The sequence below is a fragment of the Dickeya poaceiphila genome, assembly GCF_007858975.2.
Lineage (GTDB): Bacteria > Pseudomonadota > Gammaproteobacteria > Enterobacterales > Enterobacteriaceae > Dickeya > Dickeya poaceiphila.
Genome location: NZ_CP042220.2, coordinates 3149427 through 3167307, shown reverse-complemented (window position 1 = coordinate 3167307; position 17881 = coordinate 3149427). Strand labels below are relative to the sequence as shown.

16 protein-coding genes and 2 tRNA genes are annotated in these 17881 nt (G+C 54.1%); 11 read left to right on the top strand and 7 right to left on the bottom strand.

Features of this window, described 5'->3' with window-relative positions:
* The first annotated feature begins 173 nt into the window (after positions 1–173).
* The 9 genes from rppH to ptrA all read left to right on the top strand — a co-directional run bounded on the left by rppH (position 174) and on the right by ptrA (position 9909).
* A complete protein-coding gene (gene rppH, locus Dpoa569_RS14075) occupies positions 174–701 on the top strand; it encodes an RNA pyrophosphohydrolase (protein WP_042869094.1) in 528 nt (175 codons plus the stop codon).
* A gap of 14 nt (positions 702–715) precedes the next feature.
* On the top strand, positions 716–2962 hold the full coding sequence (gene ptsP, locus Dpoa569_RS14070) for a phosphoenolpyruvate--protein phosphotransferase (protein ID WP_042873824.1): 2247 nt from the start codon (positions 716–718) through the stop codon (positions 2960–2962).
* Between the two features lie 183 nt (positions 2963–3145).
* On the top strand, positions 3146–4009 hold the full coding sequence (lgt, locus tag Dpoa569_RS14065) for a prolipoprotein diacylglyceryl transferase (RefSeq protein WP_146411483.1): 864 nt from the start codon (positions 3146–3148) through the stop codon (positions 4007–4009).
* A 31-nt stretch (positions 4010–4040) separates the two neighbouring features.
* Positions 4041–4835, top strand: coding sequence for a thymidylate synthase (gene thyA, locus Dpoa569_RS14060; RefSeq protein WP_042869096.1), 795 nt, complete (start codon positions 4041–4043; stop codon positions 4833–4835).
* Between the two features lie 238 nt (positions 4836–5073).
* Positions 5074–5565 (top strand): prepilin peptidase-dependent protein, encoded by a 492-nt coding sequence (locus tag Dpoa569_RS14055; RefSeq protein ID WP_042873825.1) that lies wholly within the window; start codon positions 5074–5076, stop codon positions 5563–5565.
* Positions 5559–6152 carry a prepilin peptidase-dependent protein gene (locus Dpoa569_RS14050; protein WP_042869098.1) on the top strand — a complete coding sequence of 198 codons (594 nt, stop codon included), beginning with the start codon at positions 5559–5561 and terminating at the stop codon, positions 6150–6152. The genes Dpoa569_RS14055 and Dpoa569_RS14050 overlap by 7 nt, the downstream gene beginning before the upstream one ends.
* Positions 6142–6594 (top strand): YgdB family protein, encoded by a 453-nt coding sequence (locus tag Dpoa569_RS14045; RefSeq protein ID WP_071604284.1) that lies wholly within the window; start codon positions 6142–6144, stop codon positions 6592–6594. The genes Dpoa569_RS14050 and Dpoa569_RS14045 overlap by 11 nt, the downstream gene beginning before the upstream one ends.
* Positions 6595–6598: 4 nt before the next feature.
* Positions 6599–6967, top strand: coding sequence for a prepilin-type N-terminal cleavage/methylation domain-containing protein (locus Dpoa569_RS14040; RefSeq protein WP_042869100.1), 369 nt, complete (start codon positions 6599–6601; stop codon positions 6965–6967).
* 41 nt (positions 6968–7008) lie between these two features.
* Positions 7009–9909, top strand: coding sequence for a pitrilysin (gene ptrA, locus Dpoa569_RS14035; RefSeq protein WP_146411480.1), 2901 nt, complete (start codon positions 7009–7011; stop codon positions 9907–9909).
* A gap of 130 nt (positions 9910–10039) precedes the next feature.
* Here ptrA and argA read toward each other — a convergent pair whose 3' ends face one another.
* Complete coding sequence (gene argA / locus Dpoa569_RS14030; RefSeq protein WP_042873827.1) at positions 10040–11365, bottom strand: amino-acid N-acetyltransferase; 1326 nt, start codon at positions 11363–11365, stop codon at positions 10040–10042.
* A gap of 224 nt (positions 11366–11589) precedes the next feature.
* Between argA and amiC the strand changes: the two genes are divergently transcribed.
* Complete coding sequence (gene amiC, locus Dpoa569_RS14025; protein WP_042869103.1) at positions 11590–12828, top strand: N-acetylmuramoyl-L-alanine amidase AmiC; 1239 nt, start codon at positions 11590–11592, stop codon at positions 12826–12828.
* 61 nt (positions 12829–12889) lie between these two features.
* Here amiC and Dpoa569_RS14020 read toward each other — a convergent pair whose 3' ends face one another.
* The 3 genes from Dpoa569_RS14020 to Dpoa569_RS14010 form a co-directional block, all read right to left on the bottom strand.
* Entirely contained in the window at positions 12890–14212 is a 1323-nt protein-coding gene (locus Dpoa569_RS14020) for an IS4 family transposase (protein WP_102800868.1), read from the bottom strand.
* Between the two features lie 103 nt (positions 14213–14315).
* Positions 14316–14392, bottom strand: a tRNA-Met gene (locus Dpoa569_RS14015).
* A 37-nt stretch (positions 14393–14429) separates the two neighbouring features.
* Positions 14430–14506 (bottom strand) — tRNA-Met (locus tag Dpoa569_RS14010).
* Positions 14507–14715: 209 nt separating this feature from the next.
* Here Dpoa569_RS14010 and mltA point away from each other — a divergent pair.
* Entirely contained in the window at positions 14716–15861 is a 1146-nt protein-coding gene (gene mltA, locus Dpoa569_RS14005; protein ID WP_042869105.1) for a murein transglycosylase A, read from the top strand.
* Positions 15862–15907: 46 nt separating this feature from the next.
* Here mltA and Dpoa569_RS14000 read toward each other — a convergent pair whose 3' ends face one another.
* The 3 genes from Dpoa569_RS14000 to Dpoa569_RS13990 are packed head-to-tail and all read right to left on the bottom strand — an operon-like array spanning position 15908 to position 17864.
* The gene (locus Dpoa569_RS14000) at positions 15908–16387 is read right to left on the bottom strand and encodes a GNAT family N-acetyltransferase (protein ID WP_042869107.1); all 480 of its coding nucleotides are present in this window, start codon (positions 16385–16387) and stop codon (positions 15908–15910) included.
* Positions 16387–17400, bottom strand: coding sequence for a D-2-hydroxyacid dehydrogenase family protein (locus tag Dpoa569_RS13995; protein ID WP_042869109.1), 1014 nt, complete (start codon positions 17398–17400; stop codon positions 16387–16389). Before Dpoa569_RS13995 ends, Dpoa569_RS14000 begins: the two co-directional genes overlap by 1 nt.
* Positions 17401–17408: 8 nt before the next feature.
* Positions 17409–17864, bottom strand: a complete 456-nt coding sequence (locus tag Dpoa569_RS13990) for a GNAT family N-acetyltransferase (RefSeq protein WP_042869111.1) — start codon at positions 17862–17864, stop codon at positions 17409–17411.
* Between the last annotated feature and the right edge of the window lie 17 nt (positions 17865–17881).

Sequence of the window (17881 nt, the reverse complement as noted above, 5' to 3'; positions counted from 1 at the left end):
TCTGTGGGTTAACGACGTTTTATCAGCGATGGTCGGGATGACGGAACGATTAACACGTGATGCAATCGTCAGAAACGGTATCAATAAAAGGGATGTAAAGCGGGAGTTTACCGTCTGTCAGGAGTGTGAAACAATCGAGACATCTTTGCATTCTAGTTTATCGAGGTAGTCCGGTGATCGATGATGATGGCTACCGCCCGAATGTTGGTATTGTAATTTGTAATCGGCAGGGTCAGGTGTTATGGGCCCGTCGCTACGGCCAGCACTCCTGGCAGTTTCCTCAGGGGGGAATTAATCCCGGAGAAAGCGCGGAACAAGCCATGTACCGCGAACTGTTCGAAGAGGTGGGGCTGCGGAAAAAGGACGTTCGTATCCTGGCTTCCACCCGAAGCTGGTTACGCTATAAATTGCCAAAACGTTTGGTGCGTTGGGATACAAAACCGGTATGTATCGGCCAAAAGCAGAAATGGTTTCTGCTACAGTTAATGTGTAATGAATCTGACATCAACATGCAAAGCAGCGGCACCCCGGAATTCGACGGATGGCGCTGGGTGAGCTACTGGTATCCGGTACGCCAGGTCGTGTCTTTCAAACGTGATGTTTATCGAAAGGTGATGAAGGAGTTTGTCATCGCCGTGATGCAGCTACAGGAGAATTCGGCTACCCGAATGTCATCAGGAATCAGACGAAAACGAGGATAATCCGACACATCATGATGCTCACGCGACTGCGGGAAATTATTGAAAAGGTTGCGGCCGCGGCCCGGCTGAGTGATGCGTTGGACATTCTGGTGAATGAAACCTGTCTGGCGATGGATACGGAAGTCTGTTCTATCTATCTGGCGGATCATGATCGTCAATGTTATTACCTGATGGCGACGCGCGGGTTGAAAAAACCACGTGGTCGTACCATTACGCTGGCATTCGGTCAGGGGATTGTCGGCCTGGTAGGCGAACGGGCTGAGCCTATTAATCTGGCGGATGCGCAAAGTCATCCTAGTTTCAAATTCATTCCCGCCGTACGCGAACAACACTTTCGTTCCTTTCTGGGCGTGCCGTTAATCTATAGGCGCCAACTGCTGGGCGTGTTGGTGGTACAGCAACGCGAGCACCGACAGTTCGACAAAAACGAAGAATCGTTCATGGTGACGCTGGCTACCCAGATGGCGGCCATTCTGTCTCAATCACAGATGAAGGCGCTGTTCGGGCAATATCGACAGACGCGTATCAAGGCGATGGCAGCGTCTTCCGGTGTAGCCATTGCTCCCGGCTGGCAGGACCGTAGTCAGCCGTCGCTGGAACTGGTGTTTCCGGCTTCCAGTCTGAACAGTGATAGTGAGCGATCCCGGCTGCTGGTGGCGATGGAAGACGCTGGCTCGGAGTTTCGCCGTTTCAGCAAGCGTTTCAGCGCCAGTGCCCAGAAAGAAAGCGCGGCGATATTCGATTTTTACTCCCACCTGCTCAATGACGCTCGCCTCAAACGCGAGTTGTTTCAGGAAGTGGATACCGGCAGTGTGGCCGAATGGGCAGTCAAAGTGGTGATCGAACGGTTTGCCGCCCAGTTCGCCAGCCTGCAGGACCCCTACCTGCGTGATCGCTCCAGCGACTTGCGGGCGCTGGGGCAGCGTTTGCTGTTTCATCTTGATGACAATGCTCAAAGCAACGGCCAGTGGCCGGAGCGTTTTATTCTGGTCGCGGACGAATTGACCGCCACGCTGCTGGCGGAGGTGCCGCAGGAGCGTCTGGCGGGTGTCGTTGCCTATGACGGCGCAGCCAATTCCCACGCTGCTATTCTGGTGCGGGCGATGGGCATTCCCACGCTGATGGGCGCTGATATCCAACCTGATCTGTTGCACCAGCGACTGCTGATATTGGACGGCTATCGCGGTGAGCTGCTGGTAGACCCGGAACCCGTGCTGGTGCAGGAGTATCAGCGTCTGCTGAGTGAGGAACACGAGCTTACCCGGCTGGCGGAAGATGACATGGAACGCCCGGCGGTGCTGAAAAGCGGTGAGCGGGTGGATGTGATGCTCAATGCCGGTCTAAGCGCCGAGCATGAGAAACGTTTCATTAATCAGGTAGACGGCGTCGGGCTGTATCGCACTGAAATTCCATTCATGCTGCAAAGCGGTTTCCCCTCGGAAGAGGAACAGATGACGCAATATGAAAGCATGTTGCGGCTTTACCCCACCCGCCCGGTAATGTTGCGTACGCTGGATATCGGTGCGGACAAACAGTTGCCTTATCTGCCGATCAGTGAGGAGAATCCTTGCCTGGGCTGGCGCGGCATTCGCGTCACGCTCGATCAGCCGGAAATCTTCATGATTCAGGTTCGTGCCATGCTGCGCGCCAACGCACATATCGGGAACCTGAGTATTTTATTACCGATGATCAACAGCCTGGATGAGATCGATGAGGCAAAGCGGTTGATCGCACGTGCTACGGTGGAAGTATCGGAAATGCTGGGCTTTGCGCTGCCATGGCCACGCATTGGTATTATGATCGAAGTGCCGTCGGTGTTGTTCCTGTTATCGCATCTGGCGTCTCGCATCGATTTTGTCTCCGTCGGTACCAATGACCTGACCCAGTATCTGCTGGCGGTGGATCGCAATAATCCACATGTTGGAAGCCTTTACGATAACCTGCATCCATCAATGCTACAGGCGCTGAATATGATTATTACTCAGTGCCGTCATTACCAACTGCCGGTTTCGGTGTGCGGCGAAATGGCGGGCGAGCCAATCGGCGCATTGTTGCTCATCGGCCTGGGATACCGCACGCTGAGCATGAATGGACGCAGTGTCGCCCGCATCAAATATTTGTTGCGCCGGATAGGCGAAGAGGAAGCGCGCCAACTGGCGGACAAGGTGCTTAAAGCGCAAACCGCCAGCGAAGTGCGTCAATGGGCGTCGATTTTCATTGAAGAGCGTGGATTAGGCGGCCTGATTCGGGGTGGGCGCTAAACGCAGCGTCGGCCCATTTTCACATACCGGAAATGTTTACAGTTCTTTTATTCCCTCACCGCCAACTGTTTCTGCTGGCTATGCTATCATGCGCAACCGCGGACGGCTGACGGAGTTCCTGCCTTTCTCAGCCCTTTGAATCGCCCTGAATTCAGGGACAAAGCAACGACAATGTGGTGATCGATGACGACGAGCTATCTGGTGTTTCCCCAATTTGATCCGGTGATTTTTTCAATAGGGCCGGTTTCCCTGCACTGGTATGGGTTGATGTATTTAGTCGGGTTTGTGTTTGCCATGTGGCTGGCGGTGCGGCGGGCGAGTAAACCGGGTAGCGGATGGCATAAAGACGAAGTGGAAAACCTGCTTTATTTCGGATTCCTCGGCGTGTTTGTGGGGGGGCGTTTGGGGTACGTGCTGTTTTATGCGTTCCCTCTGTTTCTGGATAACCCGCTCTACCTGTTCCGGGTGTGGGATGGCGGCATGTCCTTCCACGGCGGGTTATTGGGTGTTATTACGGTTATGCTGTGGTTTGCCCATCGCACCAAACGTCATTTCTTCCAGGTATCTGATTTCATTGCTCCGCTGATTCCGTTTGGCCTGGGTGCCGGGCGTCTTGGGAACTTTATCAATGGTGAACTGTGGGGCCGCGTCACGACTGATACGCCATGGGCGATGCTGTTCCCTGGCTCACGCAGCGAAGATATGACGCTGGTCGCCACCAACCCGCAGTGGCAGGCGATTTTCAATCAATACGGCGTGCTGCCTCGTCATCCCTCGCAGTTATATGAGCTGGCGCTGGAAGGGGTAGTGCTGTTCATTATTCTGAATGTGTTCATTCGCAAACCGCGCCCGATGGGCAGTGTGTCCGGCCTGTTTTTGATAGGCTACGGTTCGTTCCGCATTATTGTGGAATTCTTCCGTCAGCCGGATGCGCAATTGGGACTGTTTAGCGGCGTCAGCATGGGGCAAATTCTGTCGATACCAATGGTGTTGGCCGGCATTTTGATGATGGTCTGGGCCTATCGCCGCCAGTCTGCCCGGCAGTGATTGTTGATAAAATTACGTAGATAGAGGTGGTATGAAACAGTATCTGGAACTGATGAAAAAAGTGCTCGAAGAAGGAACTCCCAAGAATGACCGCACGGGCACGGGAACGTTATCGATTTTCGGTCATCAGATGCGTTTCAACCTGCAGGATGGTTTTCCGTTGGTAACGACCAAACGCTGCCATCTGCGTTCCATCATTCATGAACTGCTGTGGTTTCTGAACGGCGATACCAACATCGGTTACCTGCATGACAATAAGGTTTCCATTTGGGATGAATGGGCGGATGAACATGGCGACCTTGGGCCGGTTTACGGCAAACAGTGGCGTGCCTGGGGAGCGGCGGATGGTCGTCAGATAGATCAGTTGCAAACGGTGTTGCAACAATTGAAGCAAGATCCGGATTCCCGCCGCATCATTGTTTCTGCCTGGAATGTGGGCGAGCTGGATAAAATGGCGCTGGCGCCCTGTCACGCTTTTTTCCAGTTTTACGTTGCGAACGGTAAATTGTCCTGCCAGTTGTACCAGCGCTCCTGCGATATTTTCCTTGGTCTGCCGTTTAACATTGCCAGTTATGCACTGCTGGTGCATATGATGGCGCAGCAGTGCGAGCTGGATGTCGGAGATTTTGTCTGGACGGGTGGCGATACTCACCTCTACAACAACCATCTTGAACAGACGCGCCTGCAGCTCAGCCGTGAGCCACGTCCTTTGCCCCAGTTGGTGATCAAACGCCGTCCTGAATCGCTGTTTGATTACCGGTTTGAAGATTTCGAGATTGAGGGATATGACCCGCACCCTGCCATCAAGGCTCCGGTAGCCGTCTAAGCCTGTCTTCCTGTTCTGATATCACCGCCCAAAGGCGGATGCCGCGGACAATGGAAATAATCGTTTCCTGTTGCGTCGGGGCCTCCTGCCGATGGGCGGTTTTTCTTATCTCCTGATTTGCGAGCCACCGTGCAATTTGTTTGTAGGTTGCTGTTGCCCGGCATCTTGCCTGCGAGACGTCTCGCAACCGCGCTCTTCAATACTATTCATACTGATACCGCGCTCTAGAATGGCCGTCATGAACATAACTAACGGGCGGCAACAGGGTTTTTCCCTGCTGGAGTTAATCGTGGTGATCGCTATTGTGGCATTGCTGACAGGCGGTGGGTTTTACAACTGGCTGGCTTATCGTCAGGCGCTGATGCTGGAACAACACGCCCGGCATTTGCTGGCGTTCATGGGGCGCATTCAGGCTGGCGTCTACTGGCGCAATCAGACGGAAAGTCTGTGGTTAACGTCGTCAGGCGGCAACTGGTGTATTGGGAGCGGTCCCGAACCGGCTTCCTGTCCACCAGAAAACGCGTTCGTTTTTACCCGCGCTTCGCAGGATGTCGCGCTCGTCGAAACTACCAGCGAGCAGGTGGTGTTTTACGGCTTGCGTAATGCAGCACAGGCCGGGCATCTCACATTGAGTAATTCGGCTGGACGGGTGAGGCTGGTGATATCGGCGCGTGGGCGCTTGCGCCTTTGCAGCGAATCCCGGCCTGTGCAGGGCATCCCGTTATGCTGAACAGAGTAACCGGGAAGGCCATGGGTGGATTTACCCTGCCGGAAGTAATACTGGCGATGGGAATGGGGAGCCTGATTATGCTGGCGGTAGCGCAGCTGCTGCCATTGTTGCGAACTCAGACGCAGGATAGCGCCAGCCTGATACGGTTGGAACATTTGCTGAGTCAGGCGCTGTTCGGCATAGAAAAAGATATTCGGCGCGCCGGTTTTTGTGCTGGCCGCTGTCCCGGCGCGGCGTTGACGCTGGAGACGAGTGCCATGCAACAAGTGAGTTGTCTGTCGGTCGCTTACGACGTTAACCGCAATGGTCGCTGGGAAACTGGGGAGCAGTCGGAGCCGGAGTTTTTCAGCTACCGCTTGCGCGATGGCGCGCTGGAAGTACAAACGGGTGGCCCACGTTGCCAGGGAAATCGTTGGGAAAAGTGGCTGGATCCCAGTGAAGTAACCATTGCCCGTTTTGAAGTCACAAAGCAGACTGCTGGCGCCCAACCACGTTATCGGGTGTTGCTGGAGGGATACTGGACTGCATATCCGACACGTCGGCAACAGGTTGATAGTCTGGTGACAGGGAGAAACCATGCAGGATAGGCAGCAGCAGGGCAGCATACTGGTAATAGTCATGCTGATCATGATGACAGGCGTGCTGATGCTGGGTGGATTGCAACGCCAGTTGGATATTCAGGTGCAACAGGGTATTGACGAGCAACGCTTTTGGCAGGCATTTAATCAGGGGCTGTCGGCGCTGAACTGGGGAATGGGGCTGCGATGGCACGTCACCGACGAGTGGCAGTGTCAGACTCAGCCTTCGGCGCAACTCCGCGCCTGCCTGCGGGTGACTGGGGAGAACGGGACAGACCAGGTAGGGCTGCTGCGTGCCGAAGGAAAGATCAACGGTGATTTGCAACCGCTGGTGTTTTATCACCGGGTCATGGTTGATGCTGTGGCGACTGATGGTGTAATTCGACCCATCGTGGGCGGGTGGCTGGATTTTTGCCCCGATACGGCGGAGCTGGCTTGTGACCCGGTGTAAAAAAATGCCACTTTATGGATTTTGCGCCGGTTTCAGTCTGCCGGAAACACTGGTCGCCGCACTATTATTCGCGGTTTCGCTGGCAGGTTTATTGCAATATCATCAGATACTTCAACAATCGCTGCTGCATCAGGTACAGCAGCGTCAGGCATGGCGGTTAGCACATCAGCAACTGGAAGAGGAAAACGCGGGCAGCGTTTCCGTGCCGCAGAACATTCCGGCAGGATGGGGAATGAACCGAACCGAGCAACCCTATCCTCCGGGTTGTCGCCGCGTAACGGTGACTGTGGTAACGCCCTATCGCTATCGTGCGGTTCTTAGTCGCTGGTTTTGTGATGCGTTGGATGCTGTTGAACAACGCCGCACCCTTTAGTCTGTAATATTTTAGCCTGAATAACGCCTCTGGAGATGTTGATGCGGAAATCTTGTGTTTGGTTAAGCGTACTGCTGTTGTTTTTCTGGTTTCCGAACAGTCAGGCATCGGATGGCTGGCAGCCACTGCCACAGACAATACGAAAGAGTGAGAATGATATTCGGCAGTATCAGGCGATACAGCTTGATAACGGTATGACGGTTCTGCTGGTGTCTGATGCGCAGGCCACGCGTTCGCTGGCGGCGCTGGCGTTACCGGTTGGTTCGCTGGATAACCCGCCACAGCAGCCGGGGCTGGCTCACTATCTGGAGCACATGTTGCTGATGGGGTCGAAACGCTACCCACAGGCGGATGGGCTGGCCGAATTTCTGAAAATGCACGGCGGCAGCCACAATGCCAGCACGGCATCTTACCGTACCGCGTTCTACCTTGAAGTGGAAAATGATGCATTGCAACCTGCGGTTGACCGGCTGGCCGATGCGATTGCCGAACCGCTGCTCGACCCGATCAATGCTGATCGTGAACGTCACGCGGTAAATGCGGAATTGACTATGGCCCGCGCCCGTGATGGTTTGCGTATGGCGCAGGTAGAGGCTGAAACCATCAACCCAGCGCACCCTGGTTCCCGCTTTGCCGGTGGCAACCTGGAAACCCTCAGCGATAAGCCCGGCAGCAAGCTGCACGATGAACTGGTGAACTTCTACCAGCGCTACTACTCCGCCAACCTGATGAAAGGCGTGATTTACGGTAAATCGACGTTATCGGAGCTGGCTACTATTGCTGCCGCGACCTTTGGGCGAATTGCTAATCGTCAGGTCAGCGTACCGCCGATTACCGCACCGGTAGTGACGGATGGGCAGCGCGGGCTATTCATTCATTACGTTCCGGCGCAACCGCGAAAGCAGTTGAAGATTGAATTCCGGATCGATGACAACAGCCAGGCGTTTCGCAGTAAAACAGATACCTACATCAGTTATCTGATCGGTAATCGTAGCCAGAACACGCTTTCTGACTGGTTGCAGAAGCAGGGGCTGGCCGAGTCGGTGAGCGCCAGCGCTGACCCGATGTCTGAGCGTAATAGCGGCGTATTCAATATCAGCGTCGATTTGACCGACAAGGGCCTGGATCAGCAGGATAACGTGATTGCTGGTGTGTTTAGTTATCTGGAAAAACTGCGCCAGGAGGGAATTCAGCCGCGTTACTTCGATGAAATCTCACGAGTGCTGGATATTGATTTTCGTTACCCCTCTCTTAACCGCGACATGCGATATGTGGAGTGGCTGGCGGATACTATGCTGCGATTACCGGTGGAATATACCCTTGAAGGTCCCTATCTGGCGGATCAATTTGATCCTGAGGCGATAAACGCCCGGTTGTCAGCTATGACGCCGCAAAATGCGCGCATTTGGGTGATAAGCCCGGAACAGCCTCATAATAAAGAAGCCTACTTTGTCAGTGCCCCTTATCAGGTGGACAAGATCAGCGATGCACAGATGATGCAGTGGCGGAAAACGGCACAATCGCTGTCGCTCAGCTTGCCGACGCCTAATCCCTATATTCCGGATAATTTCTCGCTGATTGCTGCGGATGCCGCCATCACACATCCAAAGAAAGTTGTCGAAGAGCCGGGTTTGCGTGTGTTTTACATGCCCAGCCGTTATTTCGCCAGTGAACCCAAAGCTGAGATTACGCTGATGTTGCGTAACCGCATGGCGAGCGATTCTGCTCGCCATCAGGTGTTATTTGCCCTGAATGATTATCTGGCTGGCGTCGCGTTGGATGCGTTGAGCTATCAGGCATCGGTGGGGGGAATCAGTTTTTCCACCGGCAGTAATGACGGGTTGGTGATGACGGCCAGTGGCTATACCCAGCATTTGCCTGAGTTATTACTGACGCTGGTGGAGCAGTATGCCAGTTTCACCCCGACGCAAGAGCAACTGGAGCAGGCGAAATCCTGGTATATCGAACAACTGGAGGCGGCTGAGAAGGCCAAAGCTTATGAGCAGGCGATGTTCCCGATTCAAGGGCTGTCGAACGTGCCGTATAGCGAGCGAGACGAGCGGCGTAATTTACTGAAAGACATTACGTTGCAGGAACTGATGGAATACCGCAAGGCCTTGTTGCAGCAGGCTGCACCGGAAATGCTGGTGGTCGGCAATCTGGAGCAGGATAAGGTGGTCAGCTTATCGCACAGCCTGCATGTGCGTCTTGGCTGCGGCGGCACCGAATGGTGGCGTGGGCCATCTCTCAATATCAGCCAGTCACAGCGCGCCATATTGCAGCGCAGCGGCAGCAGTACTGATTCTGCGCTGGCGGCGGTATACATTCCTGCGGGATATAGCGAGATACAGAGCGCCGCTTACAGCAAGCTGCTGGGGCAGATCATTCATCCCTGGTTCTTTAATCAATTGCGTACTGATGAACAGCTGGGGTATGCCGTATTTGCTACTCCTGTCTCTATCGATCACCAGTGGGGGATCGGTTTCCTGCTGCAAAGCAACAGTAAGCAACCGGCTTACCTCTATCAACGTTATCAGGAATTTTTTGGCAAGGCGGAACAGCGCCTGAATAGCATGAGTGCAGAAACGTTCGCTCAAAACAAGCAAGGACTTATCAATTCGCTCAGCCAGCCACCTCAAACATTGAGCGAAGAGGCAGCCCGTTTGCGTGGCGATTTGCAGCGAGAGAATTTTGCTTTCGATACCCGCCAGCAGTTGAGCGGGCAGTTGGCGTCCATTTCGTCCACACAGTTAACGGACTTTTTCCGGCAGGCGATACATCCACAGGGGCTGGCGATTTTGTCTCAGATTTCTGGTCGTGCCAGCGGCCAGGCGGCGGATTATGCCCGACCACCAGAATGGCAATTCTATGCATCAACTTCCGCGCTGCAACGGACGCTGACACTAAAACCGATGGAGCAAAAAAAGACGGAAAACCAGTAAGAATGGGTGAGAGATAATAGGCCTGTGTCGGGAGACATGTGCCAGAGAGACAAAAGCGAGAATCAAGACGGGAAGAAGTGAGTAACGCGTGGCGATGAGCCACGCGTTGTTACTGAGGTTACAATTGACGTTACAGGTCGGTGACCAGAATCTTGGAACGGCGCTGGTAGTTGTACAGCTCCTGCTTGCGTTTCGGCAACACAGCCACTTCCGCTGGCTGGAACCCACGTTCCTGAAACCAGTGAATGCTGTGGGTAGTCAGCACAAACAGGCGTTTTAGCCCCTGCTGGCGCGCCTGTACGGCGATGTGATGCAACAGCTGATCGCCACGCGATGAGTTGCGGTATTCCGGGTGGACCGCTACACAAGCCATTTCACCGATACTCTCCTCCGTAAATGGATAGAGCGCGGCACAGGCGATAGTCAGGTTATCGCGCACCACCACAGTGAATTTGTCTATCTCCATTTCCAATTGCTCGCGTGAACGACGTACCAGAATACCCTGTTGTTCCAGCGGACGAATCAGTTCCAGAATGCCGCCGATATCATTAATGGTCGCCCGGCGTATTTGCTCGGCGCTTTCCATCACGATTTGGGTACCGATGCCGTCGCGGGAGAACAGTTCCTGCAATAAGGCACCATCTTCCTGATAGCTAATCAGGTGACTGCGACGTACTCCGCTGCGGCAGGCTTTCACTGCACCACGCAGGAAACGTACGATTTCGGAATTGTAGTCGCCGGCGTCTTCCAGTGACTGAATACGTTGTTGTGCTTCATCCGGCAGCAGTTCTGACACAATTCTGCCTTCGGCATTCGTAACCCCCTGAGAAGCACAAAAGCCAATCATCTTCTCGGCTTTGAGCTTGATAGCCAGTTGAGTGGCAACTTCTTCGGAGGTCAGGTTGAAGCTTTCGCCAGTCACGGAAACCGCCACCGGACCCAGCAGCACAATCGCGCCGCTGTCCAACTGGCGATGCAGCGCTTCTTCATCAATACGGCGGATGCGGCCACTGTGGCAGTAATCGACGCCATCATCAACGCCCAGCGGCTGGGCAATGATAAAGTTGCCGCTGACTACATTGATGTGTGCGCCTTGTAGCGGCGTGTTCAGCAGACTCATCGACAGCCGGGCGGTGATATCCAACTGCAACATGCCTGCGGCCTGTTTCACCAGTTCCAGCGTGGTGCTATCTGTCACGCGGGTATGTTTGTGGTAGCGAGGTTCATAGTGATGGGCCATCAGATTCGCATCGATTTGGGGGCGAGCACCATAAACCACCACCAGCTTGATACCCAGGCTGTGTAACAGCCCGATATCATTGACGATTTTGGTAAAGTTTTCATGTTCGATAGCTTCGCCGCCGAGCATGATGACAAACGTTTTACCGCGATGTGCGTTAATGTAAGGAACTGAGTGGCGGAAGCCTTGAACCAGTTCTGTACTACGTTCCTTCACTGCGAGCCCTCTTTGCATTTTTATTCGATATTTTCGTATTTTTATTCCTCGTAAACCAAAAGGCAAGCGATAACTTTTTAGTCTGGTCCGATAGTTTAGAGAAATCTGTCTATCACAGTAGAAAACATAAAAATGATTTTTGCATGACAGCCCGATGTGTATTGGTTAAAGTTTTTTACATTTTCATCAATCTCTATGATTTCTCTAGCCATTAATGGAGTGACATGTCTGATCTGAAGCACCATCTGACCCGTCGCCATTTATTACAGGGCGCCGCCGCCACCTGGTTACTGAGTGTCAGTGGCATTGGGCTGGCTGCCGCCTCGCAGATGATTGCTGTGCGGGTATGGCCTTCTTCCGCTTATAGCCGTGTGATGCTGGAGTCGAGCCAACCGCTTAAATACCGCCAGTTCATGCTGGAACATCCTGATCGACTGGTCGTCGATATTGAAAACGTTTCGTTAAACAGTGTGCTGAAAAATGCAGGCCAGCAATTCGAGCGACCAGATCCCGTCATCAGGACGGCGCGCGCCGGGCAGTTCGACAAAAATACCGTGCGGTTGGTGCTGGAATTAAGACAAAAGGTTAATCCCAGGTTGTTTACGCTGGCACCGGTCGCCGGCTTTCGAAACCGTCTGGTGATGGATTTGTATCCCGCAGCCAGCCGTTACGATGATGCTGATGACCCGCTGCTGGCGTTGCTGGAGGATTACAATAAAGGTGATCTGGAGCGGATGCTTGTGCCGGAAAGGCCCAAAGACGGCAAAGCGGGGCGAGAAAGGCCGCTGGTTATCATGCTGGATCCGGGACACGGCGGCGAAGACCCCGGCGCTATCGGCAAAAACCGAACCCGCGAAAAAGATGTGGTGCTGCAAATTGCCCGACGCCTGAAAGTGCTTATTGAGCGTGAGCACAACATGAAGGTCTACATGACCCGTCATGAAGATGTGTTCATTCCGCTCAACGTGCGGGTGGCTAAAGCGCGCAAGCAGCGTGCCGATTTGTTTGTTTCCATTCATGCCGATGCGTTTAGTAACCGGGCTGCCCGTGGTTCTTCGGTGTTTGCGTTATCCAAAAAAGGCGCGACCAGTTCGGCGGCACGTTATCTGGCACAAACCCAGAATGAATCTGATTTGATAGGGGGCGTCAGCCTGAGCGGTGACCACTATCTGGACAGCACCATGTTTGACATGGTGCAAACCGTGACCATCAACGATAGCCTGAAATTCGGTAAGGAAATTTTGCATCGGTTGGGTAAGGTCAATCATCTGCACAAAAACAGCGTCGATCAGGCTGGATTTGCGGTGTTGAAAGCGCCGGATATTCCCTCGGTGCTGGTGGAAACGGCATTTATCAGCAATCCTGAAGAGGAGCGTAAACTGCGTACCAGCCATTTTCAGCAGCAGGTCGCGCAATCCATTCTGGAGGGGATCAAGTCTTATTTTGCGGCTCAGGCGCGCTGATTGTCGTGCTGGCACTGGCTGAACGACGGGCATAAAAAAACACCCGTTCGGGTAATGCCAGTCACTTAAGGTGACTGGCATTGTTTTTAAAAGGGTATTTGGGCTTTTTTTGCCTCACTTCTCTTTCATACTCCCGCTCCCGTCTCGGCGGCAGTTTCAGCATCGCGGCATTGCTGTAGAAGTGCTTCAGGTGTCCCGGCACTGCTCCCGGTGAGGACCATGGCAGCCCGATTAACAGCCGCATGATTTCTGCCACCGAACCGCTGAAGCTCAGCTGATACGGCAGATAATCTCCTTTCAGGCTGAACGCCATTTTCACCATCTGATACCGCACCAGGTTGTATGTCAGCAGTATCCCCCACAGCTCCTGTCTCACCATCTCCGGTAATTTACTTCTCAGCGTCCAGCGGTTGCCGCACAGGAACTGCTTCGCCTCACGATACCCCAGTTCGATTTCCCACCGGTGTTTGTAGAGTTCTGCTATGTCTGCCGCCGGGTAACGCATCGCGTCCGTCATCGATGTGACAACCTGACGTTCCACACCGTTAACCTTCCTGCTGATTAACCGGACAGTGAGCTCATCCGGCAGACCTTCCCACTGTTTTCTTGCCTGTGGCGAGGTCTTCAGCGTTATCAGTTCATCCTGCCTGCCCAGTCTGCGTATCACCTCATACTGCGTGCCTTTCTTCAGCGGCAACAACCAGTGGCGGTTCTCACCTGCCCTGTGCCAGTCATGCAGCAGGCCTGTTGACCAGAAGCCCCTGTCGAACAACGTCACGCTATTATCCGGTGCCTGCTTTGCCAGTCCTGCCGCCAGCCGCATCTCATTAACGTCATACCGGCCCATCACGCTGGCGCGCAGCAGGTGACTGCTCAGTTCCATCAGACACACCATGCGGACCTGCGGGAAGCCTTTTTCACCGTACTGATTTTCCGCTTTCGCGAAGGCAGCGGCATTTTCCGGTGTGTCGGGCGTTCGCCAGACCACGCCATCAACGGCGTTCAGCGTCAGCCCGTTCCAGAGCGGATGCCGGGATTCTTCATGCCAGTGCTGTTGTGTCAGTTCGAACAGCACTCTAATGGCATCCTCACCCAGCGTTTTGCGGCGGGCAATGACGGAGCTGGGTGCGGTAAAAGGTCTGCCAGTCCGGTCAGCGATGTCCATCAGATTGACGATATGGGACACAGGCTTGTTGTTGAAAATAGCCATACCTATAACCAGCCAGACCATGGATTCGAGGGGAAGCTTACGCTTACGTAGCGTCACGGTATCCGTGAGGGTAAAGGCCTGCTGAATAAGGTCGGGGGAAAGGAGGTCGGCAAGACTCTGAACTTCATCGGGAGCGGTAAGATTGATAATGCCGAGGGCCTGTGAAAGTTCCATTAAAAAGGGTCCATGTGAAGACATGAACCCTTTTTACATCAGCCACCGGATCGGTCAACCGATCCTTAAACGATCGGCATTACCCGTTCGGGTGTCTGATTATTGGTTGCGGGGGCCGGATTTGAACCGACGACCTTCGGGTTATGAGCCCGACGAGCTACCAGGCTGCTCCACCCCGCGTCCGTCTTCTTTCTTTATATGATGCTGGTACATCAATTGGTTGCGGGGGCCGGATTTGAACCGACGACCTTCGGGTTATGAGCCCGACGAGCTACCAGACTGCTCCACCCCGCGTCCGTGGATGCGCACTATACTCCGCGTTTGCGTTGATGCAACCTCTTTTTTTAAATAGTTTACGTTTTTATCTACAGGTGGTGCATTTATCGCCATTGTGTTGGTTTTTTAGACTGCTGTGACCCGTTTGGGCGCGATACGTTTTATTCCCCCCGTCTGTTTGCTATCGTTTTGCGTGGTTTCACAATCATGTAAAAGAGAGCACGGAAATGAAAGGATGGTGGGGGAAATACGTGTTGACCGGGGTCGTTATCGCTATATTGGCAGGCTGTCAGACTCGCCCCAGTGATCGCGGCCAGCAATACAAAGATGGCCGTCTTGATCAGCCGCTGGAGTGGGTGAATGCACCGAACGCTAATGGTAAACCGGTGAACGCAGTCGATTTTTCTCAGCAAGTTAGCCAGATTCAGGCGTCCTCTCCCGGCCTTTATTCCCGTAACCGCGATATTTTTCAGGCCATCCAGAACTGGATTCAGGCGGGTGGCGACACGCGTCATCTGGCGCAATTCGGTCTTAACGCCTGGCAGATGGAGGGCGTCGATAGCTTCGGCAATGTGCAGTTTACCGGTTACTACACCCCGGTGGTGCAGGCGCGTCGCTATCGTCAGGGCGAATTCCGCTTCCCGTTGTATGCCATGCCCAGAGTGCGTAAAAACGGTCGCCTGCCGGATCGCGCCGCCATTTATTCCGGCGCACTGAGCAATGAACTGGCCATCGCCTGGAGCAACTCGCTGATGGATAACTTCATGATGGAAGTGCAGGGCAGCGGTTATGTGGATTTCGGCGATGGCAGCCCGTTAACCTTTTTTGGCTATGCCGGCAAAAATGGCCATGCCTATCGCAGTATCGGCAAGGTACTGATTGATCGTGGCGAAGTGCCAAAAGAAGAGATGTCGATGCAGGCAATTCTGAAGTGGGCTGATCGGCATACCGAGGCGGAGGTACGGGAACTGCTGGTGCAGAATCCTTCTTTTGTGTTCTTTAAACCGATGGCGTCAATGCCTGTGAAAGGGGCCAGCGCGGTGCCGCTGGTAGCGCGTGCTTCTGTTGCCTCTGACCGTTCGCTGATACCGGCAGGCACTACCTTGTTGGCGGAAGTTCCCCTGCTGGATAGTCAGGGCAAATTTACCGGCAAATATGAGATGCGCCTGATGGTCGCGTTGGATGTGGGCGGCGCGATTAAAGGGCAACATTTCGATATCTATCAGGGGATTGGCCCGGAAGCCGGACACGCCGCCGGGTTCTACAACCATTATGGCCGGGTGTGGGTGTTGAGAAACGTACAGTCTGCTTCTGCTATGCCGCTGCTCAGCGCAGGCAACGGTGCGGGTGGGCTGGTCAGTCACCCTAACTAATCATTAGCATCCCGCCGTACTACTGATAGGTTGCGGCGGGAGCTTGTCAGCCGATAACTTTGACCATCGGGATACAAGGCAGTGAAAAGCCGTTCGGCGAATGGTAGAGGCTGACGTCGTCGCCTGAGAACCCCAGAGCGCGATAAAACGGCGCGGCGTTCAGGCTGGCATCAAGCTGGATCTCTGCCAGACCTGCTGCGTTCGCCAGCACTTCCAGATGCTGCATCATCCGTTTACCGACGCCTTGCCCCATCACGTCCGGCTCAACGAACACCGCATCTATCATTCCGGTATGAAGATTGATCATCCCCGTCCCGACGATCCGGGCGGCTATTTCTGCCAGATGAAAATGGTGGGTGACGGTGTTCTCGAATTTCTCGCTGAATTCACCGCTGGTCCACAGTTGTAGCTGTTCTGGCGTGTAATCGTGTCGGCAACCGTGCAAGATGGCGCGATTACGCAGTTCAAATGCGGCCGGTGCATCGGCCCGGCGAGCCTTACGCAGCGTGATAGTCGGTGTCTGCATTACTTGGTTCCTGCAGCGGTATCATGAGAATGCGTGTCGGCCAGTGCGGCGTGGTTCACCAGATTGGTTGGGTGACCGGCAGCAAACGCCACCACATTTTCGAAGGCGGTTTTAAAGTACAGCTCGTAGCTACCTCGTTCGACATAACCGATATGCGGTGTAGCCAGGACATTCGGCAGATTCAGCAATGGCTCGCTGTCCAATGTCGCGGGTTCGTTGTCAAAGACATCCAGCGCTGCGCGCTTGCTGGCATGAGCGGACAATTCGCGCCATAGTGCACCCGGCTCTACCAGGTCGGCGCGGCTGATATTGACGAACAGTGAGTCTGGTTTCATCAATGCCAAATCCTGCTGAGTGACGCAGTGGCGGGTAGCATCGTTTAAACGCAAATGCAGCGACAACACATCAGCATTGCTAAAAAACGTGGCCTTGCTGTCGGCAGCGGTAAAGCCGTGCTGGCGCGCCAGTTCGCGTGACGTCTCACTGCCCCACACCAGCACTGTCATACCAAATGCGGCACCGTACCGGGCGATACGTTGCCCGATTTTGCCGTATCCCCAGATACCCAGCGTCAGGCCATGCAGTGTTCTTCCCAGACCCAACGAGCCGTTCTGTTGCCAGTGGCCCTGTAGCAACTGTGTTGCGTACTGCGGCAGATGGCGCGACGCTGCCATGATCAGGCTCCAGCATAATTCAGCTGGCGCAACGGGTGAACCTGTGCCTTGCGCTACTGCGACACCATGCCGGGTGCAGGCGTCAACACTGAGGTGCTGGCTTACTTTGCCGGTCTGGCTGACGAGTTTCAGCGCGGGCAGTTGGCTCAACAGCGCGTCGGTGATGCGGGTGCGTTCACGAATCAGCACCAGCGCTTCAACATCTTGCAGGTGCGCCGCCAGTTGGGCGACATCGGTATAGGTTTTATTCAGAATTTGTACCTGATGGCCGTTCAGCAGCGAAAAGCACTCCAGGTGTCTGACGGTATCCTGATAATCATCCAAGATGGCAATGTTCATGCTGGTCCTTAATCCTGTTTTATGGTGTTGGGAAAGCGGGTTATGATGAACTCCTGATCATTCTGATCGGTTACCTGGAATCCCAGGCGATGATACAGATGGCGTGCCGGGTTATTTTTCAGCACGCTCAGCACCACTGAGTGATTCTGCGTTGATGCCTGAGCAATCAGGCTCTCAATAAGTTGTTTGCCAAGGCCGCGGTTTTGGAAACTGGGGTGGATTTGAATCTGAATCAGATACCAGTGCTGTTCCTGAGGCATAAAGCGATATTTAAATAACCCGGCTGGCTGCCCGTTCACCTGCACGATATGCGCGTGCTCGAATTCGTAGCGAACGCGGCTCATCAGGCTATCGCTGTCTGTCGGTGCGCCACTGTCCGCCAGATATTTTCCCATGGTCAGACTACGTAGTTGCAGCAGAAAATCGATATCGGATTCGGTGGCGCGGATTAGCACAACATGCATGGTTTTCTCCAGCAGTA

Excerpts from the sequence above, each read along its gene's own strand:
- ptsP (WP_042873824.1), top strand. The coding sequence starts at position 716 with ATGCTCACGCGACTGCGGGAAATTATTGAAAAGGTTGCGGCCGCGGCC.
- lgt (WP_146411483.1), top strand. The coding sequence starts at position 3,146 with ATGACGACGAGCTATCTGGTGTTTCCCCAATTTGATCCGGTGATTTTT.
- thyA (WP_042869096.1), top strand. The coding sequence starts at position 4,041 with ATGAAACAGTATCTGGAACTGATGAAAAAAGTGCTCGAAGAAGGAACT.
- Dpoa569_RS14055 (WP_042873825.1), top strand. The coding sequence starts at position 5,074 with ATGAACATAACTAACGGGCGGCAACAGGGTTTTTCCCTGCTGGAGTTA.
- Dpoa569_RS14050 (WP_042869098.1), top strand. The coding sequence starts at position 5,559 with ATGCTGAACAGAGTAACCGGGAAGGCCATGGGTGGATTTACCCTGCCG.
- Dpoa569_RS14045 (WP_071604284.1), top strand. The coding sequence starts at position 6,142 with ATGCAGGATAGGCAGCAGCAGGGCAGCATACTGGTAATAGTCATGCTG.
- Dpoa569_RS14040 (WP_042869100.1), top strand. The coding sequence starts at position 6,599 with ATGCCACTTTATGGATTTTGCGCCGGTTTCAGTCTGCCGGAAACACTG.
- ptrA (WP_146411480.1), top strand. The coding sequence starts at position 7,009 with ATGCGGAAATCTTGTGTTTGGTTAAGCGTACTGCTGTTGTTTTTCTGG.
- amiC (WP_042869103.1), top strand. The coding sequence starts at position 11,590 with ATGTCTGATCTGAAGCACCATCTGACCCGTCGCCATTTATTACAGGGC.
- Dpoa569_RS14020 (WP_102800868.1), bottom strand. The coding sequence starts at position 14,212 with ATGGAACTTTCACAGGCCCTCGGCATTATCAATCTTACCGCTCCCGAT.
- mltA (WP_042869105.1), top strand. The coding sequence starts at position 14,716 with ATGAAAGGATGGTGGGGGAAATACGTGTTGACCGGGGTCGTTATCGCT.
- Dpoa569_RS14000 (WP_042869107.1), bottom strand. The coding sequence starts at position 16,387 with ATGCAGACACCGACTATCACGCTGCGTAAGGCTCGCCGGGCCGATGCA.
- Dpoa569_RS13995 (WP_042869109.1), bottom strand. The coding sequence starts at position 17,400 with ATGAACATTGCCATCTTGGATGATTATCAGGATACCGTCAGACACCTG.
- Dpoa569_RS13990 (WP_042869111.1), bottom strand. The coding sequence starts at position 17,864 with ATGCATGTTGTGCTAATCCGCGCCACCGAATCCGATATCGATTTTCTG.